22 protein-coding genes are annotated in these 23,373 nt (G+C 62.0%); 12 read left to right on the top strand and 10 right to left on the bottom strand.

Annotated features, from left to right (window positions below; genetic code table 11):
- The first annotated feature begins 7 nt into the window (after nt 1-7).
- From AC3WLY_RS00605 to AC3WLY_RS00585, 5 genes are all read left to right on the top strand, one after another.
- Nucleotides 8-772, top strand: a complete 765-nt coding sequence (locus tag AC3WLY_RS00605) for a flagellar motor protein (protein WP_175960529.1) — start codon at nt 8-10, stop codon at nt 770-772.
- 39 nt (nt 773-811) lie between these two features.
- The gene (locus tag AC3WLY_RS00600) at nt 812-1,471 is read left to right on the top strand and encodes an OmpA/MotB family protein (RefSeq protein ID WP_492308426.1); all 660 of its coding nucleotides are present in this window, start codon (nt 812-814) and stop codon (nt 1,469-1,471) included.
- Nucleotides 1,472-1,628: 157 nt separating this feature from the next.
- The gene (locus AC3WLY_RS00595) at nt 1,629-3,491 is read left to right on the top strand and encodes a methyl-accepting chemotaxis protein (RefSeq protein WP_492308427.1); all 1,863 of its coding nucleotides are present in this window, start codon (nt 1,629-1,631) and stop codon (nt 3,489-3,491) included.
- A 104-nt stretch (nt 3,492-3,595) separates the two neighbouring features.
- Complete coding sequence (locus AC3WLY_RS00590; RefSeq protein WP_175960526.1) at nt 3,596-3,778, top strand: hypothetical protein; 183 nt, start codon at nt 3,596-3,598, stop codon at nt 3,776-3,778.
- 286 nt (nt 3,779-4,064) lie between these two features.
- Nucleotides 4,065-4,826 (top strand): hypothetical protein, encoded by a 762-nt coding sequence (locus AC3WLY_RS00585; protein ID WP_492308428.1) that lies wholly within the window; start codon nt 4,065-4,067, stop codon nt 4,824-4,826.
- Nucleotides 4,827-4,928: 102 nt separating this feature from the next.
- On the opposite strand, the gene AC3WLY_RS00580 is transcribed toward AC3WLY_RS00585, so the two are convergent.
- Nucleotides 4,929-6,695: an ATP-binding protein gene (locus AC3WLY_RS00580; RefSeq protein WP_492308429.1), complete on the bottom strand. Its 1,767-nt coding sequence runs from the start codon at nt 6,693-6,695 to the stop codon at nt 4,929-4,931.
- A complete protein-coding gene (locus tag AC3WLY_RS00575; protein WP_492308430.1) occupies nt 6,685-7,905 on the bottom strand; it encodes a hypothetical protein in 1,221 nt (406 codons plus the stop codon). The genes AC3WLY_RS00580 and AC3WLY_RS00575 overlap by 11 nt, the downstream gene beginning before the upstream one ends.
- A gap of 253 nt (nt 7,906-8,158) precedes the next feature.
- Between AC3WLY_RS00575 and AC3WLY_RS00570 the strand changes: the two genes are divergently transcribed.
- Both AC3WLY_RS00570 and AC3WLY_RS00565 read left to right on the top strand, forming a co-directional pair.
- Nucleotides 8,159-8,656: a hypothetical protein gene (locus AC3WLY_RS00570; RefSeq protein WP_492308431.1), complete on the top strand. Its 498-nt coding sequence runs from the start codon at nt 8,159-8,161 to the stop codon at nt 8,654-8,656.
- Nucleotides 8,657-8,993: 337 nt separating this feature from the next.
- Nucleotides 8,994-9,404: a TIGR02594 family protein gene (locus AC3WLY_RS00565; protein ID WP_492308521.1), complete on the top strand. Its 411-nt coding sequence runs from the start codon at nt 8,994-8,996 to the stop codon at nt 9,402-9,404.
- 66 nt (nt 9,405-9,470) lie between these two features.
- Here AC3WLY_RS00565 and AC3WLY_RS00560 read toward each other — a convergent pair whose 3' ends face one another.
- The 5 genes from AC3WLY_RS00560 to AC3WLY_RS00540 form a co-directional block, all read right to left on the bottom strand.
- Entirely contained in the window at nt 9,471-10,913 is a 1,443-nt protein-coding gene (locus tag AC3WLY_RS00560) for an efflux transporter outer membrane subunit (RefSeq protein WP_492308432.1), read from the bottom strand.
- A 16-nt stretch (nt 10,914-10,929) separates the two neighbouring features.
- Nucleotides 10,930-12,504 (bottom strand): DHA2 family efflux MFS transporter permease subunit, encoded by a 1,575-nt coding sequence (locus AC3WLY_RS00555; protein ID WP_492308433.1) that lies wholly within the window; start codon nt 12,502-12,504, stop codon nt 10,930-10,932.
- Between the two features lie 13 nt (nt 12,505-12,517).
- Nucleotides 12,518-13,612, bottom strand: coding sequence for an HlyD family secretion protein (locus AC3WLY_RS00550; protein ID WP_492308434.1), 1,095 nt, complete (start codon nt 13,610-13,612; stop codon nt 12,518-12,520).
- A gap of 64 nt (nt 13,613-13,676) precedes the next feature.
- The gene (locus AC3WLY_RS00545; protein WP_072439219.1) at nt 13,677-14,108 is read right to left on the bottom strand and encodes a MarR family winged helix-turn-helix transcriptional regulator; all 432 of its coding nucleotides are present in this window, start codon (nt 14,106-14,108) and stop codon (nt 13,677-13,679) included.
- A gap of 107 nt (nt 14,109-14,215) precedes the next feature.
- A complete protein-coding gene (locus tag AC3WLY_RS00540) occupies nt 14,216-15,136 on the bottom strand; it encodes a LysR family transcriptional regulator (RefSeq protein ID WP_492308435.1) in 921 nt (306 codons plus the stop codon).
- A 104-nt stretch (nt 15,137-15,240) separates the two neighbouring features.
- Between AC3WLY_RS00540 and AC3WLY_RS00535 the strand changes: the two genes are divergently transcribed.
- The 3 genes from AC3WLY_RS00535 (at nt 15,241) to AC3WLY_RS00525 (ending at nt 17,583) form a co-directional block, all read left to right on the top strand.
- Nucleotides 15,241-15,669 (top strand): MarR family winged helix-turn-helix transcriptional regulator, encoded by a 429-nt coding sequence (locus tag AC3WLY_RS00535; RefSeq protein ID WP_204422499.1) that lies wholly within the window; start codon nt 15,241-15,243, stop codon nt 15,667-15,669.
- A 224-nt stretch (nt 15,670-15,893) separates the two neighbouring features.
- Nucleotides 15,894-17,141, top strand: a complete 1,248-nt coding sequence (locus tag AC3WLY_RS00530) for an aconitase X (protein ID WP_492308436.1) — start codon at nt 15,894-15,896, stop codon at nt 17,139-17,141.
- Nucleotides 17,134-17,583, top strand: a complete 450-nt coding sequence (locus AC3WLY_RS00525; protein WP_492308437.1) for an aconitase X swivel domain-containing protein — start codon at nt 17,134-17,136, stop codon at nt 17,581-17,583. Before AC3WLY_RS00530 ends, AC3WLY_RS00525 begins: the two co-directional genes overlap by 8 nt.
- 24 nt (nt 17,584-17,607) lie before the next feature.
- Here AC3WLY_RS00525 and AC3WLY_RS00520 read toward each other — a convergent pair whose 3' ends face one another.
- Nucleotides 17,608-18,690, bottom strand: coding sequence for an AraC family transcriptional regulator (locus AC3WLY_RS00520; RefSeq protein WP_492308438.1), 1,083 nt, complete (start codon nt 18,688-18,690; stop codon nt 17,608-17,610).
- 75 nt (nt 18,691-18,765) lie between these two features.
- Here AC3WLY_RS00520 and AC3WLY_RS00515 point away from each other — a divergent pair, with 75 nt between their 5' ends.
- Nucleotides 18,766-20,799: a 2,4-dienoyl-CoA reductase FMN-binding domain-containing protein gene (locus tag AC3WLY_RS00515; RefSeq protein WP_492308439.1), complete on the top strand. Its 2,034-nt coding sequence runs from the start codon at nt 18,766-18,768 to the stop codon at nt 20,797-20,799.
- A 186-nt stretch (nt 20,800-20,985) separates the two neighbouring features.
- Here the strand turns inward: AC3WLY_RS00515 and AC3WLY_RS00510 are convergent, their stop codons facing one another.
- Together AC3WLY_RS00510 and AC3WLY_RS00505 are read right to left on the bottom strand one after the other, a co-directional pair.
- Complete coding sequence (locus tag AC3WLY_RS00510) at nt 20,986-21,390, bottom strand: DUF2471 family protein (protein ID WP_124446315.1); 405 nt, start codon at nt 21,388-21,390, stop codon at nt 20,986-20,988.
- A 216-nt stretch (nt 21,391-21,606) separates the two neighbouring features.
- A complete protein-coding gene (locus AC3WLY_RS00505) occupies nt 21,607-22,500 on the bottom strand; it encodes a LysR family transcriptional regulator (RefSeq protein ID WP_492308440.1) in 894 nt (297 codons plus the stop codon).
- A gap of 86 nt (nt 22,501-22,586) precedes the next feature.
- On the opposite strand from AC3WLY_RS00505, the gene AC3WLY_RS00500 reads away from it, so the two are divergent.
- The gene (locus tag AC3WLY_RS00500) at nt 22,587-23,372 is read left to right on the top strand and encodes an NAD(P)H-dependent oxidoreductase (RefSeq protein WP_492308441.1); all 786 of its coding nucleotides are present in this window, start codon (nt 22,587-22,589) and stop codon (nt 23,370-23,372) included.
- Nucleotide 23,373 lies beyond the last annotated feature (1 nt).

Raw genomic sequence — 23,373 nt, 5'->3', positions numbered from 1 at the left:
GAGGCGTATGGATCTGTTGACCTTGGCCGGTGTGGTGCTGGGCGGCGCGGCGATCGTGTTCGGTTTCGCGCTGGAAGGCGGGCATTTTTCGATGCTGTTCCAGTTCGAGGCGCTCGTCATCGTGCTCGGCGGCACGCTCGGCGCGGTGATGATCCAGAACACCTGGGCACGCTTCTTCGACGCGGTGAAGCAGTTGCGGCTCGCGTTCGTACGTGCGAGAGAGGTCGATCGCAAGCACCTGTCCGACCTGCTCGAATGGGGCGACCGCGCGAAGCTCGACGGGCTGCTTGCGTTCGAGTCGATGGACGTGAGCGGCATTCATCCGTTTGCGCGCCGCGGGCTCGAACTGCTGGCGAACGGCGTGTCGACCGCCGTGCTCGAGGATGCATTGCAGCGCGAACTCGACGCATACGAGCGCAGCCGGCTGGCCGCCGTGCGCGTATGGCAGCAGGCCGGCGGTTATGCGCCGACGTTCGGCATTCTCGGATCGGTGCTCGGGCTCGTGCAGGTGACGAGCCATATTCTCGAACCCGCGCAACTCGGGCCGGGCATCGCGGTTGCGTTCATTGCGACGCTATACGGGCTGGCGTTTGCGAACCTCGTGTTTCTGCCGCTTTACGGCAAGCTGCGCGCGCAGATCGACAGCGAACTGCGGTTTCGCAAGCTGTATCTCGACGGATTGCTCGCGATCTCGCGCAAGGAGTCGCCCCATACGATCGAAACGCGGCTGACCGGTGATGTGCGCGGGCGTGCGGCCGAGTCGCTCGCGTGATGTGCTGCGTTTGCGGTACGACGAACAGGGATCTTCGGCATGACAGCCCGAACTGACGGCGTGGCTACCGCCGATCGCGACGACGATGAAGCCGAAGGCGCGCACTCCGGGCGCTGGCTGATTTCATACGCGGATCTGATCACGACGCTGATGGTGCTGTTTCTCGCGCTGTATGTGCTCCAGCTCGCGAAATACAACGCGCTCGATGCGCGATACCAGACGCTCGCGCGACATGCCGGTGGCGCTGCGAGTACTGCTTTGCCCGAACGCGTGCCGGCCTGGCTCTCGTTGCTCGACAAGTTGAAGGCGAACGGGCGGATTTCGCTGGTGAAGGCGCCGCACGGCGTCGAGATCGGCATCGACGCGAAGATTCTGTTCAACGTCGGCGATGCGCGCTTGCTGCCCGATTCGTCGCCTGTGCTGAACCAGATCGCGCAGGCACTGAGCGCGCACGCGACCGGCGACATTCTCGTCGAAGGGCATACGGACAACGTGCCGATCGCGAACGCGAAATACGAATCGAACTGGGAGCTTTCGTCGGCGCGCGCGGGGAGCGTCGTGCGCTACCTGACCGAGCGCGGCGTGGCGCCGCACCGGCTCGCGGCGATCGGGCGGGCCGATACGCAGCCGCTCGTGACGGGCGACGATGCGGCCGCGCGAGCGCGGAACCGGCGCGTGACGATCTTCGTTGCGTATTGATTTGCGCTGATCGTGCACGTATAGGCGGCCGCATATGCCCGCCTGTCAACGACATAACAAATCTCGCATGATCGACATCTGAAATCTGCGATGCGCTTCTGTGCGTGCATGCCGATAACTCAAACTGGCTCAGACCGAGCGGTTACCGAGGGTTCCCATGCATTTCTGGCGCAAGCTTTCCATTCAGAACAAGCTGATTCTCAGCATGACGAGTTGCCTGCTCGTGTTCGTCGCGATTTCGAGCGGACTGAGCATCCGCCTGATCGGCAACGCGGTGCGTGACCGCGTCGTCCGCGAAGAGTTGCCGACGGCAGTGAGCGGCATCCGCGCCGACGTGCAGCGGCAGATGGCCGGGCCGATCGCCGCGTCGCGCATTCTCGCGCGCGATGCGTTCCTGCTGCAATGGGAAGCCGATGGCGAGCCCGACGCCGGCACGCGCAACTGGATCCAGCTTGCGAAGAACGTGAAGGACGAGCAGAAGGCGGCGTCCGTGCAGTGGGTGTCGGTGAAGAGCGGCAACTACTACAACGAAGCCGGCCTGCAGCGGAAGGTGACCGACAAGGATCAGTGGCTGACCAGTTTCCTGTCGTCCGGCAAGGCGTTCGACGTGAACATGGATCGCGAGGTGACCGTCGGCGGCTACATGATGTTCATCAACAGCCGCGTCGAACTCGACGGCGTGCCGGTCGGCGCGGCGAGCATGAGCCTGTCCGTCGATGCGCTCGCGAAGGGCATTGCCGCTTACCGGATCGGGGAGACCGGATTCGCGTATCTCGTGCGTCCCGACGGCGCGATCATGATGCATCGCGATACGTCGCTGATCGACGGCAAGCATTTCATGAAGGATCAGCCGGGGCTGCCTGACGATGCGTCGTCGACGCTGCTCGCCGGCAAGCCGTATGCGTACCTGAGCTACGACGGCGACGGCGGCGCGCGCTTCATCGCGACGTCGTTCGTTCCGGAGCTGAATGCGTATGTCGTCGTCGAGGTGCCGCAGGCGGAACTGCTCGGGCCGGTGACGCGTGCAATTCGTAGCGCGGCGCTGGTTGCCGCCGTGGTGGGGCTGGGTGTCGCGCTGCTCGTGATCTGGCTGGTCGGGCGCGCGATTGCCGCGCCGATCCGGCGTGCGGCTACGTTGCTGTCGGAGATTGCGAGCGGCCAAGGCGACCTGACGCGCCGGATGACGGTCGAGAGCCAGGACGAGATCGGGCAGTTGTCGGATGCGTTCAACCGGTTCGTGTCGTCGTTGTCGACGCTGGTTCACCGGATTCGGGCGGCTTCCGCGTCGATTGCGACCGGGTCGGCGCAGATTGCTTCGGGGAATGCGGATCTGAGCGAACGCACCGAAGGGCAGTCGAGCAACCTGGAGCGGACGGCTTCGTCGATGGAAGAGATCACGGCCGTGGTGCGGAACAACACCGAGACGGCGACAACCGCCGCGAAGATGATCAACGGTGCTTCGGATGCGGCGGCGCGCGGCGGGCAGGTGGTGGGTGAGGTGGTGAGCACGATGGAGCAGATCAGCGACGCGTCGCAGCGGATCTCCGAGATCATCGTGATGATCGACAGTATTTCGTTTCAGACGAATATTCTTGCGTTGAATGCCGCTGTGGAGGCGGCGCGGGCCGGGGAGCAGGGGCGTGGGTTTGCTGTCGTTGCTTCGGAGGTGCGGAATCTGGCGCAGCGTAGCGCGCAGGCGGCGAAGGAGATCAAGGCGCTGATCGAACATAGCGCGGGGACGGTGAATACCGGGTCGCGGTTGGTTAGTGAGGCGGGGAAGGTGATGAGGGATGTTGTCTCGCAGGTTCAAGGCGTCAGCGCGATGATGAGCGAGATTGCTGAGGCTAGCCTGGAGCAGAGTGCCGGGATCGACCAGATTGGGGATGCGGTGCAGTCGCTCGATCAGATGACGCAGCAGAATGCGGCATTGGTTGAGGAAAGCGCGGCGGCGGCCGAGAGTTTGAAGCAGCAGGCAGCGGAATTGACCAAACTGGTATCGGCGTTCAAGGTGGATGAATAAAGTCCGCGTCGCGTTTTAGAATGAGGCGTTTCTGAGGGACGGCTGCCGTAGGTTCACGGCAGCCGTTTTGCATCCGGGCTTGGGTTCGGGGACGTCATATAAGAATGAAAAGCATTTCCAAACTGAGAGTCGCGGTGGGGGCGGTTGTGCTCCTGGCCCTGATCGCTGTGGTTGGTGCGAAGGCGGTTACGTCGCCGACCGATTCCTATCTCGCGGATCGGAAGAAGGCTGCCGAGGCAGTTAATGCGGCTCAGATGGAAGATCGGGCGGATTTGGACAAGAAATAACCGCCGAGTTGAATGCGAAGCTGGTAAAGCTTGTCGGGACGGTCAAGGCGAAAGGGTTTTCCGGAAAGGTGGGGAGTACCGTGCAAAGCGCCGTTCCCGACGACGGGATGACGCCGGGGCCGGACGGGCTGTCGTTCAAGTCGGATGATGGGAAGGTGAATCTTGTTGTTACGACAGTTCCACTTTTGAAGACTTGGGTGGTGACGGCGGATGCGGGGCTCAAGTCGACGGATGATGTTGCCGTTATCCCTCACATAGTTAGGCATCTAGGAATTACGAAATACATATGGCAACTCAACCGTGGGCCGCAGGTCCGAGAGAGATTTTGGAACATGGCATATCGCTGTTACGGAAGGACAGCGATAAGAATCGGCGGCTCGCCCTTCTGAGCGTCGACAATGCAGTCGAACTTACGATCAAGACGTATCTTGGACTCCCAAAGCGAATTAACGGCATCAACGTCCCGCGCAAGGAGTACGTCGAATTCAGTGAGAGCTTTCCCAAGCTGCTTGATGCCCTAGAACAGTATGCGGCCCAAAGGATTTCCGGAATTGAGCTTGGTGAAATTGAATGGTTCCATAGGCTTCGAAATCAGCTTTATCATCAAGGAAATGGTCTTACGGTAGATCGAGATAAAGTCGAAATATATTCAGAACTTGCGAAGCTTCTATTTGAAAGCCTGTTCGATGAACAGCTATCTTTTGCACCGGAAGATCAACACCAAATGCTCGGCGAGTTCTTGGCCGCGTGGGTGTCGTTCGAGCGGATGATTACAGAGTTAAGCAGTCTAAATGCAGAAAAGCTCAGCACTCTTGGCGGTCGGCCCCGTCCTCCACTCATGGCCATGGGCGAGATGGTTCGAGTAGGGGTGTTCGAGCAAGCAGAGGCAAAAGAGATCGAAGAGTTGCGAAGAATACGGAATGAAGTGGTGCATGGAATGGTTGATTACAAGACCGTCGTAAGTCGCAAGGTTATTCAGCGTCTTGAGAAAATCACGGAGAAATATCGGCATGTGATTGATTCCTTGCCACCATCAAGAGGTGCTTGACCGTACATTATGGGGGCGCTCGTCAGCACACGAAATTCCTGACATGTCCGGGCGAGGCCGTGTTCCACGATTGAAACGCGCTCTTAGGAGATCACCTCGCCGTCACTTTCGCCAGCGCTCGATGACCTGTGCGAAGACAACATCGCGCCATTGCTCCTTCCATTCCTTGTGAACCTTAACGCTTTGCGAATGTGGCTCGGGGACCGGTGGAGGCATCTTTATCACAGCCGGCAGCAGCACGGCGTCACCGACCACTACACACTCACCCGGAGCAAGGTTTGGGAGGATCTCTGTAATCGCGTTGACACTGTCGGGAAAGAGTCGTCGTACATAGGTCTGATCTGCGTCGTTCGTCAGACGCAGAGACATGAAATTGTTGCACTGAGCGAATATTGTCTCCGACACTTCCGAGGGGCGTTGACTCACAATCATCAGGCTTAGCCCGTATTTTCGCCCTTCCTTAGCGATTCGCTCGATGGATTTGCGGGATGCGCGATAGGCAATGCGATCATCTCGTGGAACGTAGTTGTGCGCCTCCTCACAAACTAGCATGACTGGGATGTCATTGAGCTTGCCCAGAGCATGTTGTAGCTTTGTATAGTGAAAGCAGAAGTCGAAGATTAGGCGAGAGATTAGGCTGACGGTGATGCTAAGAACCTCGAATGGAACTCCGCTCAAGTCCACGACGGTGACGTTTGCCTTGTCGAGGTAGCCGACGAACTGCTTCATCAGCGTTTCAAAGTCCGCAGTGATATGGGCCTGCCCGTCAACTTTCTTCGCGTTAAGAAGGAATCGGAGGCGTTTGTCGGCCAACTTCGCCTCAAGTCGGGAAACGAACCTGTTGAACTCTCCGTTGAATGGTCCATTGGTCGCTCTGCTTGCAGCTGCGGTAGAGTTGGCAACGAAGTCGTGGATTTTGTCGAAATAGATTTTCCGGTCTATCACCAGCGTTCCATCGGCTAACTTGGGCTTATCTTCCCCACTCAGTCTACCGATTACCTCTCGATTCAGATTTTCAATGAAATGGTAGACCTCTTTAATTGAGAAATAAACTGGAGTATCGTAAGTAACCTCCGGAACGTCTGGATTATGCTTCTCCTTGTTCAAAACAACTGCGTGCTTGAACTGGCTAACCTGATTGTGGGAATTTGCTTCGTTGCTCTCGATGAACATGCTTTCCAACTCTTCTGAATTCATCAGCCAGTACGGAAGCTGCAAAGAGTCGATGTCGAGTCTGCTCAGAGTGAAAGACTCTTCTTTTTCAAGGGTGAACGCGGCAGTGTATTCGTCATGAATGTCGAAAATTACCACATGCGAATTATTCTGTTTGTCTTTGTTGTTGTTTTTTTTCTGAGCAATTCCAACGACGTTTTGTAGGACGCTTGCGACCGTACATGACTTGCCAGAGCCGGTCGAGCCGACAACAGCAATATGTTTGCTGAAAAATCTGTTGCCGTTGATCATGAGATCGATGGCTTTGTTCATTGAGAGCTTGCCAAGCGGAAAATCATGGTCGCCGTCTGCCGAAAACATTCGGTCAAGGGTATCTTTTTCTGCAATAAATACATGCTCAGTGGGAACCGGCAAAAGGAGGCTGCCACGGTCAAACATCTTGTCATCAATGAGAGTGCCAATTGCTTGACATTCTATCTGAAAGCTCCAAACCGTCTCCCCGCTTGAATTAATAGTGTTTGTGCCTTTAATGTTGCGAATAGTTGAGATCGTGAAATCGTGATTTCCTTGCGAAATTTTCAAGAAACGACCAACCTGGAGGCTCTCTTTATTCTTCTCGAATACTTCAAGGCTATCCACGGCAATTACGATAACTTCAGGTGCGCACGAAAGTACAGCTCCAATTTTAGTATGCATTGCTCATCCCCATTATGTACTTAATCTCATCAAATTTTTCTGAACTTAAAATTTCTAGATTTATATCTTTAGTATCTATGTCCGAGATATTTCCGTTTCCGATTATAAATAAATCATCTGCTTTGGTTCCGGTTGAGAGATTTTTGTAGTCGCTCCAGCATATAAGGCGAAGGGAAAATTCTTTTCTTTCTTTTTGTACCATGGGGTCGCGGAAAAATTGAACCTGGGAAAATTCCTTTATTCGCCGCCCGTGATTTGGTATTACATCTTTTATAATTAATCGTTCTGCAATTCCATCGAGTGCGTCTTGTGGAACGTCCAGGGCGAAGAGCGGTGTCTGCGTGTGTGCGATCTTGAAATGATATTTGTCTATGAATGATTTGATGAAAAGAATAATTTGATCGTCAAATTTATCTAGGAATTCTGGGAATATGACTAGATGGCGCAGACGTGTGTTCGCACTCAAATTTTCCTTGAGTTGCTTGCGTCGCGTTTCTAAGATCTTCTGTCGCGTCTTTAGTGCGAGTGTCCATTGGGAAATTGCGGTTGATCTGATTCTGCGCAATGACTCAAAGAAATCTATTCTTCTGATTTTTCTAAGGCTGGCATCATGCTTGATGCTCAAGTCGGCAATTATTTGAATGGCGTTTGGGTAGAATAAGGTTTCCACTTCTACTTTGTTGAAGCCAAGGGTCTCAAGCTTTTTTGAGTTGTCCTCCATCAGGTCGTCATATTTTTGTGTGACGATGAGTGAGAATACTTTCAAAAATTCATCGACATCAATGTCAGCGATTTCAGCAATTAAGTCCTTCAAATCCTTGTTTTCTGATTTTAGTGCTTCGTTGAGTTCATGTGCAGTTATGGTAATCGCTGGGTTGTTGGGGAAGTGCGCATATAAGTAGTAGTGTATTTTCGCGCCGGGATTGGATTTGAAGTGCTTCAGCATTTGAAGCAATGGGTGGTAAAGGATGCTTGGTGTGTAGTTGTTTTTTGTTTCGTGATATTTGCACTGAATAGCCTTGGTACCGGCAAAGCTCGCTACTTCGATATCTTCAACAATTCCTTCAATGGAAATTACGTCGTCATCCCCTGCCACCAGTAGCTCAGCGAGCGTTTGATTGAACTGGTACAGGAAACCCTGGATCGTGTAGTCTGCTGAGCGCCCCATTTTCGATTTTCTGAAAGTTGTATGTTGGAACGCTACCAGCATTTTGGATTGATGTCATCTCCATGCTGAACAGGATATTGGGTGCCGATCCTATTGTGTAGCGAGAGAAAGACACGGTGATCGACCAAATTGGTACCCAGTTTTCGCCTGGGGATCGATATCTGAAATGCGCGGGCACAAAAGACCGTCAAATCGCTAATCGGCAACATCAGCTAGGTGTCTGTGCGTCCCTATACCCTTCGGCCAATCCCCCCCAACTTCCCATTTCTGAGATGCCAGCGCGACTACACTGGTCATGAAGCCTTGCTTCTCGCCCATCGGAGTTGGTCGCAGCACCCTTCGCACCGATGGTCGAAAAAAGATCCGTCTTGCCCAACAAGACGCAGCGAAGGGGGAGTGCGAAGTAGAAATGCCAAGGCAACAAAAAAGCGCGGGCCGCATGGGCGGCAACCCATACGACCCGCTGACCACCACCAACTCGAACAAGGAGTCGGAAATGGCTGACGCCAATAGTAAGACACGTCGCAGGAAGAACAAACCGGTCAACATGCAAAAGACGTTTGAGCTGGTCCTCCGCAACTACCCGGACCTTCCCAAGCGCGGCTGGCCTTACCTGCCGTGGATGAAGGCAATCGATCTGGATTTCAAGATCTTTGGATTCAAACCGGGCGACCGCATCTACCTCGACGTCAACTACGTCACCCGGAAAATCACGATCTCGCCGGACTACAGCCAGCTAGCGCTGCGAGAGCAGCCTTACCACGACCCAGAACCGGAAGACACGCCGGCATAACAAGCAGGGGCCGCGTTATGCGGCTCTGCGGGTGGACTGCTGGTTTTGAACGAACGCGACTGACCGCCGGGGCGATATCGCCCTGGCCATCGCCGCGCATGTCGCGATGTGCGCCCACAGCCAACTTCAACAACTGTCACGACCGAAACGGCCGTGAGTCGTCACTGCGCGCGCCGAAACAATCGGATGGATTCGATAAATTTGTGAGTCCAGTCACTGAAGGCGCGCTGTTGAATTTCCGCATTCATGCGAAGATTGCTCATCTCAAAAATCCGAGACTGACGTGACCCGATCGACCCCCGAGGGCAATCGAGAATCGACCGCCCACCCACCCTGGATGTCCGTTGCGCTGGCCGAACTCGGCATTCGCCGCCACCCGCCCGGCAGCATCAACCCGCGCATCGTCGAATACAACAACCACACGAACCTGGTCGGCTACGACGACAAGATTTCCTGGTGCTCGTCGTTCGTCAACTGGTGCATGACGCACGCCGGCATTCGCGGCACGGGCTCCGCGCTCGCGCGCTCGTGGCTCGAATGGGGCCGCCCGCTGGAGCGTCCGGTCTACGGCTGCATCGCTATCCTGACGCGCGACGATCCGGCAAGCTGGAAAGGGCACGTCGGTTTCTACCTGCGTCACGACGATGAATACGTGCATCTGTTCGGCGGCAACCAATTGGAAGAAGTGCGCGAACTTGCGTATCCGCTGAACGAGGTGATCGGTTACCGCTGGCCCGACGCCGCATGACCGCACCGCCGCGCTTGCATAAAGGTGCAGGCCGTCCGCGGCCTGCATTCGTATCGGGCCCCTGCCTCAATTCTTCACCACAGCCTCTGTCTCGGCTTCCGCTCCACCTGCCGCCTCATTCCTGCTCCACCCACCCCCAAGCGATCGATAAAGCGCGACCGCCGCCAGCGCATGCTCGCGCTTGACCTGATTGAGCGAATCCGAGTCCCTTAGATAAACCTCCTGCGCCGACAGCACATCCAGAAAATCCGTCGCACCGCCCTTATAAAGCTGATTCGCCAACCCGAGCGCCTTATCGGAAGCCGCCAATGCACTACCGAGCCGCCGCGTAGCCTCATCGGAACTGACGAGATTCGCACGCGCATCCTCGACTTCCCTCAACGCTTGCAGCATCGTCTGCCTCAACCCGAGTTCCGACTCGCGCATCCGGCTTTCGCTCTGCGAGATATCGGCGGTAATACGCCCCGCATTGAAGATCGGGCTCGTCGCACTCAACGCTGCACTGAACAGGTTGTCGGTCAACGTAGGCAACCCGAGATACGACGCCGCCAGAATCCCGTCCGCCAAATTCAGCGAGAACTTCGGATACCGCTCGGCCTTGGCAACCCCCACTTGCGCCGCACGCCGCTCTACCTGCGCATAAGCAGTCAGCACATCGGGCCGCCGCAACAACGCCTGCGAAGGCAACGTCCCCGGCGCGCCAGCCGGCGGCGCGGGAATCTCGCCCACCTGCGCCAACACGAGCCGATCGACCGATTCCGGCGTCCGCCCCGAATACACGGCAATGAGATTGAGCTGATGCGATATCTGCGCCTGCGTCGGCGGAATCCGCGCTTCGAGCGCATCGAGCTGGTTCTGCGCGCGCGTGACGTCGAGTTCCGTCGACAGCCCGAACGCCTGCCGCTTGCGCGTGAGTTCGAGCGCGTGCTGCCGGATCTTCGCGTTGTCCTGCAGGATTTTCAGTTCCTGCTGCGCCCAACGCAGATCGACATACGCGGATGCCGCATCGGCCGCGAGCGCGAGCCGCATCGCATCTTCCGCATGCTTCTGCCCGACGAGTTCGGCCTGTGCGGCGAGCAAATCGAGCCGTTCGCCGCCGAACACATCGGGCGACCAGCTCAGCGCGAGCCCCACGCCGGCCTGCCGCACATAGCCGAGCGGCGGCGGCGTGTTCTGGCGCGCGTCGGCCGCGTGCGCGGTCGCGTCGAGTTCGGGCAGCAGCACCGCGCGCTTTTGAACGGTCAGCGCCTGCGCCTGCTTCACGCGTTCGGCGGCGGCCTGCAGATCGAGGTTGCCGTCGAGCACGGTCGCGATCAGCCGGTCGAGCACGGGATCGTGGAATTGCGCCCACCATGCGGCGGCGTCGATGTCCGCGCGCGGCACGTCGGTATCCCATGCGGTGGGCGCGAGCGTTTGCACGGATTCGGGCAGCGCCGGATGCTGCGCGGGCTGCACCGCACACCCTGCGGCGAATGCGCTGACAGCCAGCGCGACGAGTAGCTTTTTCATGATGATGACCTCAACCTCAGTGCGCGTCCGGCGGCGGCGCGTTCAAAGTAATGGGTTTGGAAAACGCGACGGCAAGCAGCGCGACGACGAAGCACAGCGACAGCGCGTAATACGCATCCGCGTAGGTGAGCGTCAGCGCTTCGCGATAAATCAGCCGATGCAGGTTCGCGAGCCCGGCCTGCGCGGTATTCAGCGTGTTGCCCGCAACAGCAGTCCAGTACGCGGTCTGATGATCGAGCAGCGACGCGATCTGCGGCTCGCCCGCGCTCACATGCTCGTTCAGGCGCAGGTAGTGGAAGTTCAGCCGGTCGTTGAGCATCGTCGCGCTCACCGCGATGCCGATCGCACCGCCGAGATTGCGCATCAGGTTGAACAGTCCGCTTGCCGATTTCAGCCGCGACTGCGGCAGCGAACCGAGCGCCATCGTCACGATCGGCGGCACGCTGAACTGCTGGCCGATCCCGCGCAGCGCCTGTGGCAGCAGCAGTTCCCGCCAGCCCCAGTCGTGCGTGATCGGCGTGTACAGGTAGCAGCCGAGGCCGAAGCAGATCAGCCCGAACACGAGCAGCGCGCGCATGCTGAAGTAGCGCGCCGCGAACGCATACACGCAAAGCGCGAGCAACTGGAACGCGCCGACCGACAGCAGCGCCAGGCCGATCTGCAGCGAACTGAACGCGCGCACCTGCGCAAGGAATAGCGGCGTCAGGAACACGGTCACGAAGATCCCGATGCCGGTCACGAACGACAGCAGGCTGCCGATCCCGAAGTTGCGCACGGCGAGCGCGCGCAGGTCGACGATCGGATCTTCCGCGGTCAGCGCATGCACGATGAACAGGAAGCCGCAGATGCCGGAGATCCACGCGCAGATGACGATCGCGTCGTCGCCGAACCAGTTCTTGCGCGGGCCTTCTTCCAGCACGTATTCGAGGCAGCCGAGGAAGCCCGACATCAGCACGATGCCGAGATAGTCGCCGCGCTTGACGAGGCTCAGGTCGGGTTCGTCGATATGCACGTAGCGCGGCACGAGTGCGGCCACGGCGATACCCGGCACGAGGTTCAGGTAGAACAGCCAGTGCCACGACCATTGGTCGGTGATCCAGCCGCCGATCACGGGGCCGATCGCCGGCGCGAGCGACGCGAGCGCGCCGATGGTGGTCGACGCGATCAGCCGCTGCTTGCCGGGGAACAGCACGAACGCGGTGGTGAACACGGTCGGGATCATCGCGGCGCCGAGCGCGCCCTGCAGCCCGCGAAACAGGATCATCGAGTTGATGTCCCACGCGAGCCCGCACAGCATGCTGGTGATCGTGAAGCCGACGGCCGAAGCGACGAACAGCCAGCGCGTCGACATCACCTTCGACAGCCAGCCCGACATCGGGATCACGATGATCTCGGCGATCAGGTAGGCCGTCTGCACCCACGACAACTCGTCCTGGCTCGCGGACAAGCCGCCGCCGATGTCGCGCAGCGACGACGCGACGATCTGGATGTCGAGCGTCGCCATGAAGAAGCCGACGCACATCAGCGCGAACGCGAATACGCGCTGCCTGGTCGGTTGCGACGCGGGGTCGCCGGAAAACGCGGTGGTCATGGTCGGCTCCCGCTCAGTTCGCGTGGTCGGTATGCACGGTCACGACCGCGGACAGGCCGGGGCGCAGCACGTGTTCGAGGCCCGGCTGCGGATCGAGATGCACGCGTACGGGCACGCGCTGGACGATCTTCGTGAAGTTGCCGGTCGCGTTCTCGGGCGGCAGCACGCTGAAGGTCGCGCCGGTCGCGGGCGCGACGCTGTCGACACGGCCGTGCAGGCGCGTGCTCGACGCATCGAGCGACACGTCGACGCGATCGCCCGCGCGCATCTTGCGAAGCTGGTCTTCCTTGAAGTTCGCGTCGATCCACAGCCCGGCAGCCGGCACGACCGTCAGCAGCGGCACGCCGACGTTCGCGAGCATGCCGACGCGGCCCGTGCGGTTGCCGACGTAGCCGTCGACCGGCGAGCGGATCGTCGTGTATTCGACGTTGAGCGCCGCGACGCGTTGCGCGGCGAGCGCGGTGTTCACGCGGGCGCGCGCATCGGCGAGCTGCGCGCCGAGCACGTCGAGCTGCCGCTTCGAGGCGAGCAGCGCGGCGTCGCTGCGGTCGACGGCCGCGCCTGCCTTCGAATAGTCGGCGTCCGCGCGCTCGACGATCTGGTTCGACACGGCGTCGGATTTCACGAGCTCGCGGTAGCGCACGCGGTCGGATGCGGCGCGCGTCAGTTCGGCCGACGATGCGTTCTTGTCCGCCGCGTGCTGGCCGATCACCGCGAATTGCAGTTGCTGCTTCGCTTCGAGTTCGGTCACGGCGGAGCGCGCGCTGTCGACTTCGGCGCTGGCCTGCGCGAGCTTCGCATCGTAGTCGCGCGCATCGAGCTGCACGAGCACGTCGCCGGCCTTCACGCGCTGGTTGTCGGTCACGAGAATCCGGTCGACGAAGCCGTTGACCTTCGGCGCGAGCACCGTTACGTCGCCGCCGACATACGCATCGTCGGTGCTTTCCTGGAAGCGCAGCACGAACAGCCAGTCGAGCGCGGCCGCCGCAACCGCGACGACGACGGCGCTTACCGCGATGCGCATCCACGGCACGCGGCGTCGCTGCTTCGCGGGCGGGTCGATTGTGGCTGCCTCGCGGGAAGCAGCGGCTTCTTGGGTCGTTTCCATCGATTCACCTATGTATATGCACTTATTGAAACGATCGACGATGTCGCGTCGATCGGGGAAGGGGTTAGCGCTCCGGCAGGTTGTGCGTGATCCGGAACAATTCGTCTCTCAGCCGGGCTGCCTGCGCCGGCCCGAATCGCCGTTCGAACGCTTCCTGTGCGGCGAGCCAGTGCACGTGTGCGTCGGCGATCTTCGTTTCGCCGTGTGCGGTCAACGCGAACGTCTGGCGGCGGTGCGGCGGCTCGATCCGGCCCGTCACCAGCGCCGCGCCGACGAGCGGCTTGAGCGCGCGCAGCAGCGCGGTGCGCTCGATCACCAGCACCGACGACAGCGCCGCCATCGTCTGATGCGGCCGGTCGCGCAGCAACGCGAGAATGCTGTACTGCGACGGCGTGACGCCCGCCCGCGACAGGTAACGCTCGTAGAACTGCGAGATCCGGCGGGCGGCTTGCCGGACCGCGAAGCAATCGTCATCGATAAGCGTGGTCTTGTGCATGTGCACATGTTAGGGCGCAGCGCGCCACGAAGCGATGGGTGGAGCAGGATCAGATTGGTGTCGTGGCTGTACCAATCGGCGTCACGCCGGCGCGTTCGCGCGCCGGATCAGGCCGCCGCAGGAACAATCCCGCCTACGCGGTCGCAATAGGCGGCCGTGTAGTCGATGAATGCCTTCACCTTCGCGGGCAGCAGCGCGCGGTTCGCGTACGCGAGCTTGATCTCGACGAACGCGTCGACGAGATCGGCGTCCTCCAGCAACTGCACGAGCGCACCCGACGCGAGTTCGGCTTCGACGAGCGTTTGCGGGACGACGCCGATGCCGAAGTCGTGCATCACCATTTCGCGGTTGAAGACGGGGCTGTTCGACGAGATGTCGAAGCGGTACGGCACGGTCAGCGTGTCGCCGTCGACGCGGAACGACAGCGCGGGCCGGCGCAGCGACGGCGATATCGGCACGAACGGATGATCGGCCAGGTCCGCCGGCGTTTCGGGGCGCGAATGCGCGCTCAGATACGCGGGCGTCGCGACGATCACGACCGGAATGCGCTCGACCAGCCGCACGACGGTCGTCTCGCTCGTCAGCATGTAAGGCACGACGATGCCGATGTCGTAGCCTTCGCCGACGAGATCGACGGGGCGCTCGGTCAACGTGACGTCGAGGCGCACCTTCGGATGCGCGCGCTTGAAGCCGGCGATCAGCGGCACGAGCCGGTTCAGCGCGGCCGTCGTATGCGCGACGAGACGCAGCAGGCCCTCGGGCTCGCGCGTCTGCGTTTGCGCTTCCGCTTCGAGCGCGTCGAGCTCGTCGAGCACAGCCGCGCAGCGCTCGTAAATGCGTTCGGCGGTTTCGGTCAGCGACACCTGGCGTGTGGTCCGGTGCAGCAGCCGGCTGCCGAAGCGCGCCTCCAGATCGGCAACAGCACGCGACACGACCGGCCGCGCGAGGCCGTGCATGTCGGCGGCGCGCGTGAAGCTGCGCATCTCGACCACCGACCGGAAAATCCGCAGCTTGTCGATGTAGTCCATGTCCGTCTCCTTGACGCGATGGCGGGCACCGGACGCGCCCGGCCGGCCTCGTTACGGCGGAGTGTACATTGACTTTATGCATATGCACATATAAATTGCGGAGCATGAACGACAACCAGATTGCCCAAGCGTGCAACTGCCTCGCGCTGCGTCAGGCGGCGCGCTTCGTCACGCAATTGTACGAACGCCATCTGGCCCCGGTCGGCGTCACGCCCGCGCAGTTTTCGATCATGGCGAATTTGACGCGTCGCCCCGGCCTGCTGATGAGCGAACTGGCCGACACGCTCGTGATGGATCGCACGACGCTGCTGCGCGCGCTGAAGCCGTTGCAGCGCGACGGTTTGGTCGCGACGGCCGCGTCCGAGCACGATGCGCGCGCACATGCGCTGAGCCTCACGAAGCTCGGCGAGCGCACGTTCGCGCGGGCGTTGGTCGCGTGGCAGGCCGCGCAGGACGAATTCGAGACGCAGTTCGGCCAGGGGCGCGCGAAGGCGCTGCGCGATGAACTGTTCAGCCTGACCGCGGAACGCTAGGCGGGCAGCAGGTGGCTCGCGCGTTGCGACAAACTGGAGCGGAATTCGAGCCATTGGCAGTTTCAGCGGAGTTCGAAGCGCGGAGTCATGGCATCCATGACCGAAAATTGGTTTTTAAATTGCCCGGATTGGCGATGATCTGGACAGTTTTTATTTCCAGTTGTAGAGTCCTCTGACGGATTTCACGGGCCGGCGTCGCCGGCACGAGTCACGAGGAGCAACCGATGCTGCAGTTGAGCGACCGCGACGACGCGATGTTGCGCGGGGATTTCGGCGACGGCGTCGCGCGCGCGATGCGGATCGTCGCACGCACGGCGGAAGTGATGTCCGCGCCGCACCTGATCGACATCACGTCCGCACATATCGACGGCTGTCTTTATCACGGCCAGACCAGTCTCGACTTCGTCGAGTATTTCGTCGATACGGGCGCGAAGGTCGCGGTGCCGACCACCTTGAACGTCGGTTCGCTCGACCTGATTCATCCCGAGCTGTATCACGGCGACCGCACGATCCAGCGCGATGCGCAGCGCCTGATGGACGCGCATTTGCAGCTCGGCTGCGAATCGAGTTTCACGTGCGCGCCGTATCAGTTGAAGAGCCGTCCCGCGAAAGGCGAGCAGATCGCGTGGGCCGAATCGAATGCGATCGTGTTCGCGAACTCGGTGCTCGGCGCGCGCACAAGCCGGTACGGCGATTTTCTCGATCTGGCCGCCGCGATTACCGGCCGCGCACCGTATGCGGGCTTGCATGTCGAAACGAACCGCGCCGCGCGGATTGTGTTCAACGCGCCGGACTTCAGCCGCCTGCCGTCGCGCGACATCTATTTCGCCGCGCTCGGCTTGTTGATCGGCAAAATCGCGGGCGCAATCGTGCCAGCGATCGTCGGGCTGCCGGCGGATACCACCGAAGACGAACTCAAGGCGCTCGGCGCGGCTGCCGCATCGAGCGGGGCCGTCGCGCTATTCCATGCGGTGGGCGTGACGCCCGAGGCGCCGACGCTCGATGCCGCATTGCACGGCCGCGCGGCGCAATGCACGGTCGACGTCGCGATGGCCGATCTCGACGAGATTCGCCGCACGCTGAACCACGGCGCGGCCGGCGACGCGCTCGTCGCGGTGGCGCTCGGCACACCGCATTTCTCGCTGGCCGAATTCCGCACGCTCGATACGTTGCTCGAAGCGTTCGACGGCAAGCCGGCCTGCGATTTCTACGTGAACACGAGCCGCTTCATTTTGTGGGAGCTGGGCGAAGCCGGCCTCGCGGACAAGTTCGCCGCGCGCGGCATCCAGATCGTCGTCGATACCTGCACGTACATCACACCGGTGATGAAGCAACTGTCGGGGTTGGTAATGACCAACTCGGGGAAATGGGCGTCGTATGCGCCCGCGAACATCGGCGTGACGGTCGCATACGGCAGCATGCGCGAATGCGTGCGTTCGGCGTACGAAGGAAAGGTGCGATTCGATGATTGAAGCGACGGGCAAAATACTGATGGGCGACACGCTCGTGCCGGGCAGCGCATGCGCGAGCGCGTTCGTGCTCGACAAGCCGCTCAGCTTCTGGGGCGGCTACGATTCCGGCGCGGGCAGGATCGTCGATCGCGGGCATCCGCAGGCCGGCGCGAGTCTCGCCGGCAAGGTGATGGTGATGCCGCACGCGAAGGGTTCGAGCTCGAGCAGCAGCGTGCTCGCGGAAGCCGTGCGCAACGGCACGGGGCCCGTCGCGATCGTGCTGAAGGAGCGCGACCTGATCATCTCGATCGGCGCGATCGTGGCCACCGAGCTGTATGCGATCGCGGTGCCGGTGGTATGCGTGACCGATGACGTGTATGACGCGATCGTCGCCGCAACCGGCGAGGTGCGGATCGACGCGGGCGACGGGGACGGCGGCGCGCGGATTTACGTCGGAGGTTGATGCGTCGCGTGTCAGCCAGCCGATTTACTCGTGTGACGGTCTGCCGGCCGCTTCCCGATACGCGCTCGGCGTCTGCCCGGCCCAGCGCCGGAACGCGCGCGTGAAATTCGCCGGATCGGTGAATTGCAGCCGCTCGGCGATCGTCTTCAGGTCGAGATCCGATGCGGCGAGCAACTGCTTCGCGTCGCGAAACCGCGCTTCGTCGAGCAATTGCCGATAGCTCGAACCGGCTTCCTCCAGGCGGCGCCGCAGCGTGCGCGTCGACACGAGCAGCGCGTCGGCGAGTGTTTCGGGCCCCGGATAAACGCCGGTTGCTCTCGCCAGCTCTGCGCGCACGCGCTCGACCAGATCGCCTTCCTCCTGCCGAACCTGCGCATACTCGCGCTCGACTTGCACGAGCGCCTGCCGGTGCGCGACTTCGTCGGCGAGCGGCAGCGGCCAGTCGAGCACGTCGCGTGCAATCCACAGCGCGTTCGCCGAGCAGCCGAATTCGACCGGCGGCAACTGGTCGCGATAGCGCTCGAAATACGCGGGCTCCGGCCACATGAATTGCAGCGCGATCGGCGGCGACGCGCGCCCGGCCCATTGCGAGATGTTCTGCGCGAGCCCGGTCAGCACGAATTCGAACATCACGTGATGCTGCAGCACCGGGCTGGCCTGCACGCCGTGCAGTTCGAGCGTCGCGCCGCGTTCGTCTTCCGCATAAGTCAGCCGATATTGGCGGTTGCGCATCCGGAAGTAGCGTTGCGTGACGGACAGCGCTTCGCGGATGTCCCGCGCGGTCAGCGTTGCATAGCCGAGAAAGCCGTGCACGGTCGGCTTCAGCAGCAGTCCGAACGCGAGCCCGATGCCCGGATCGCCGCCGATCTCGATCGCATTGAGCACGAGCCGCCCCCATTGCGACGGCGCGACGCGCGCGTCGGGTTCGGCCAGCACCGCGTCGCGCAGGCCCGTGCCGGCACGCACGGCGGCCAGGTCGACGCCGCGCGCGGCCAGCGCCTGCAGCAGCAGGCGCGTATAGGCGACCGGAATCGTCGGCCGGCGCAGCCCGAGGCGGTCCTTGGCGAGTGGGGAGGTCATGTCGTTTTGGCCGGAAATGACAAGCATTATGGCTGTTTGCCCCCTCACGTTCAAGGCGGCGCGCGCCTACGATGGCAGGCATCGCTTACCGGCAGGATCACCATGACGACCCCCTTTCCCCATCTGCTCGCGCCGCTCGATCTCGGCTTCACGACGCTGAAGAACCGCGTGCTGATGGGCTCGATGCACACGGGCCTCGAGGACAGCCGCAAGACGCTGCCGCGGCTCGCCGAATATTTCGCCGAACGCGCACGCGGCGGCGTCGGCCTGATCGTGACAGGCGGCTTCGCGCCGAACGTGGCCGGCTGGACCAAGCCGTTCGGCGGCACGCTGATGACGTCGGCCGCCGCGCGGCGGCATCGCGAGATCACCGGCGCCGTGCATGCGGAGGACGGCAAGATCGCACTGCAGATCCTGCATACAGGCCGCTACGGTTACCACCCGTTCGCGGTCGCGCCGTCGAAGATCAAGTCGCCGATTTCGCCGTTCGCGCCGCACGAATTGAGCGCGGGCGGTGTCGACCGGCAGATTCGCGCGTTCGTCCGCTGTGCGAAGCTCGCACGCGAAGCCGGCTACGACGGCGTCGAGATCATGGGCTCCGAGGGCTACCTGATCAACCAGTTCATCTCGATGCATACGAACAAGCGCACCGATCAGTGGGGCGGTTCGTACGAGAACCGCATCCGCTTGCCGATCGAGATCATCGAGCGCACGCGTGAAGCGGTCGGCCGCGATTTCATCCTGATCTACCGGCTGTCGATGCTCGACCTGATTCCGGACGGCAGCGACTGGAGCGAAACCGTGCAGCTCGCGAAGGCCGTCGAGCGCGCGGGTGCGACGATCATCAACACGGGGATCGGCTGGCACGAGGCGCGTGTGCCGACGATCGCGACGTCGGTGCCGCGCGGCGCGTTCGCGTGGGTGACGAAGAAGATGAAGGGCGAGGTCGGCATTCCGCTCGTGACGACCAACCGGATCAACCGGCCGGAAGTGGCCGAGCAGATCCTGGCAGATGGCTGCGCGGACATGGTGTCGATGGCGCGCCCGCTGCTCGCGGATGCCGAGTTCGTCGTCAAGGCCGCGCAGGGCCGCGCCGACGAGATCAACACCTGCATCGGCTGCAACCAGGCGTGCCTCGACCACGCGTTCAAGAACAAGATCGCGTCGTGCCTGCTGAATCCGCGTGCGTGCCACGAGACGGAGCTGAAATACACGCCCGCGCAGCAGCCGAAGCGCATCGCGGTGGTCGGCGCGGGGCCGGCCGGGCTCGCGTGCTCGACCGTGCTCGCGCAGCGCGGCCATCAGGTCGACCTGTTTGACGGCGCAGCCGAGATCGGCGGCCAGTTCAATATGGCGAAGCAGGTTCCGGGCAAGGAAGAGTTTCATGAAGCGTTGCGCTACTTCGGCCGCCAGGTCGAGCTGACCGGCGTGAATCTGCACCTGAACCGCCGCGTCGAGGCGAGCGACCTGATCGCGGGCGGCTACGACGAGATCGTGCTCGCGACCGGCGTCGCGCCGCGCGACCCGAAGATCCCCGGGCAGGATGGGCCGAATGTGCTCAGCTATATCGACGTGCTTGCCGGCAAGCAGCCGGTCGGCCGGCGTGTCGCGGTGGTCGGCGCGGGCGGGATCGGCTTCGATGTCGCCGAGTATCTGGTGCAGGCGGGCGAGTCGCCGGCGCTCGATCTGGAAGAGTGGAAGGCCGAGTGGGGCGTGACCGACCCGGCCGCGACGCGTGGTGGCGTGACCCGGGCTCAGGTCGCGGCGCCCGCGCGTGAAGTGACGCTGCTGCAGCGCAAGGCCGCGCCGCTCGGCAAGGGGCTCGGCAAGACGACCGGCTGGATTCACCGCGCGACGCTGAAGATGAAGCAGGTGAAGATGATCGGCGGCGTGAACTACGAGCTGATCGATGCGCGCGGGCTGCACGTGTCGTACGGCGAACAGCGCACCGATCACGAAGTAATCGAAGCCGACACGATCGTGCTCTGCACGGGGCAGGAGCCGCAGCGCGCATTGCTCGCGCCGCTGCAGGCGGCCGGGCGCTCGGTGCACCTGATCGGCGGCGCGGAACTGGCCGCCGAACTCGATGCGAAGCGCGCGATCGATCAGGGCGCGCGGCTCGCGGCGCGGCTGTAACGGGCAGGCGGTTCGACGTTCGTTTCGACGGTCGTCGCGTGGCGGTGGTTTGCCCGCGCGACGGCCCGTGGTTTTCCATCCGATACGCCGATTCGCGCGCGCAGGATGGCGTTGACGACCCGCGCGTACCGCGTCGACACGCAACGTGGCGCGCGATCCCGGCAGACCGCGATCGGCCGGTGCGGCTCAGGCCGCTTCCGCCCTTTCTTCCTCTTCCGCTTCGAGCATCGCCTTGACGATCAGGTAGACGGCCGGCAGGTCGTCGTCATCGCGACGCCAGTCGACCGGTTCCTCGACGTCCGCGGCGACCAGCCTGCTGTCGCGCAGCCGGATGAATGCGTCGACGACGGTCGGATCGTTGCGGTTCAGGAAGCCGGCATTCGAGAAGGCCAGCTCTTCGACGTTCAGCAGCGCCTGCCAACTCATCGTGCGGACGGCGGCGGGATGGGTGCGGCGCCGCAGGCCGAGCGCCCGCTGCGCGGGGCCGCCGACGACACGCTGCAGATCGACGACCGCCCGCTGCGCGGCGCGCTCGAAGTGGACGGGATTGAAGCCGGGTTGCTCGGGATCGAATGCGGATGACTGGAACATGGTCGCCTCACAAAAGTCCGTCCGTCTGTGGATGACGGAATTCGGGTCAAATGGTGCAAAAGCACTGTAAATATATACAGTGTTCGAGGCGGTTTCAAGTCCCGGATGAAGAATCTTGCCGGCGCGGGCAGGGGGCGGATGTCGGAAAGCCGATGGAAGCCGATATGCGAGCGCTGCCCGCTCGTTGTCGCGCCGATTCCGTGGGCCGCATTCGGCTTATACCGATTCCGCGATGGTTTCCCGCAGCCACCGATGCGCGGGATCGCGATGCACGCGCTCGTGCCACAGCATCGACATTTCATAACCGGGCACCTCGACCGGCGCTTCCACGACGCGCAGCGCGGGCACGTCGCGCACCAGCCGCTCGGGCAGCATCGCGACGAGATCGGTGCTGGCGACGGCCGACATCACGAACAGGAAATGCGGCACGGACAGCACGACGCGCCGCGTGGCACCGAGCTTCGCCAGCGCTTCGTCCGTCACGCCGAAGAAGCCGCCGCCGTCGGGCGACACGATCACGTGTTCGAGCATGCCGAACTGCACGAGCGTGGGGCGCCGCTTCAGCTTCGGATGCCCGGCTCGGCCGATGAGCACGTAACGCTCGACGAACAGCGGCAGGCGCCGCATGCCTGGCGGCGAGCCCTCGGTCGTATGAAAGGCCAGGTCGATGCCGTTTCGCTCGGCGTCCTGCTCGATGCGCGGCGGCACGAGTTCGACGACCGCCAGCCGCGTACCGGGCGCGGCCGCCCGCAGCGTGTTCAGCGCGGGCAGCACGATCGTCGATTCGCCGTAGTCGGTCGCGGCCACGCGCCACGTGTTCGTCGCGGTCGCGGGATCGAATGGCGTGGCCGGAACCACCGCGCGTTCGACGGCTTCGAGCGCGTCCCGCAGCGGCTCGCGCAGCGCTTCCGCGCGCGCGGTCGGCCGCATCCCGCGCGGCCCCGGCAACAGCAGCGGATCGCCGAACAGGTCGCGCAGTTTCTGCAACTGCACGCTCACTGACGGTTGCGACATGTTCAGCCTTTCGGCCGCGCGCGTGACGTTGTGCTCGGCGAGCAGCACGTCCAGCGTGACGAGCAGGTTCAGATCGAGTCGCCTGAGATTATTCATGGCTATACCTGGAATATCAGGAATTCATTTCAAATATACCTTCGGCGGGGGCATCCTGCAGCCATTCAATCAACGGAGTGACGAACATGAATGTGCTGATCGTTTATGCCCATCCCGAACCGCGTTCGCTGAACGGCGCGCTGCGCGACTTTGCCGTCGAGCATCTCGAAGCGGCCGGCCACACCGTGCAGGTGACCGACCTGTATGCGATGAACTGGAAGGCGGCGTTCGATGCGAGCGACGTGACCGATCGCGCGCCCGATGCGCGCTTCGATCCTGCGCTCGACTCGAAGCATGCATTCGAGACGGGCACGCAACGCGACGATATCGCGCGCGAACAGGACAAGCTGAAGTGGGCCGACGCGGTGATCCTGCAGTTTCCGCTGTGGTGGTTCTCGATGCCGGCGATCATGAAGGGTTGGGTCGAGCGCGTGTATGCGTACGGTTTCGCATACGGCGTCGGAGAACATTCCGACAAGCACTGGGGCGACCGTTACGGCGAGGGCTCGCTGGCAGGCAAGCGTGCGATGGTAATCGTGACGACCGGCGGCTGGGAATCGCACTACAGCCCGCGCGGCATCAACGGGCCGATCGACGACGTGCTGTTCCCGATTCATCACGGGATTCTGTATTACCCGGGTTTCGATGTGCTGCCGCCGTTCGTGATCTACCGGACGGGAAAGATGAACGACGCGCGCTTCGAGGAAATGCGCGCGGCGCTCGGCAAGCGGCTCGACGAACTGTGGACCGCGCAGCCGATTCCGTTCCGGCGGCAGAATGCAGGCGATTACGAGATTCCGGCGTTGACGCTGAAGGAGGAGATCGCGCCGGGGAAGGCGGGGTTTGGCGCGCATCTCGCGCACGAGTGCTGAG

The sequence above is a fragment of the Burkholderia sp. FW306-1C-G01B genome, assembly GCF_058781685.1.
This window is presented reverse-complemented; position numbering and strand designations above follow the sequence as displayed.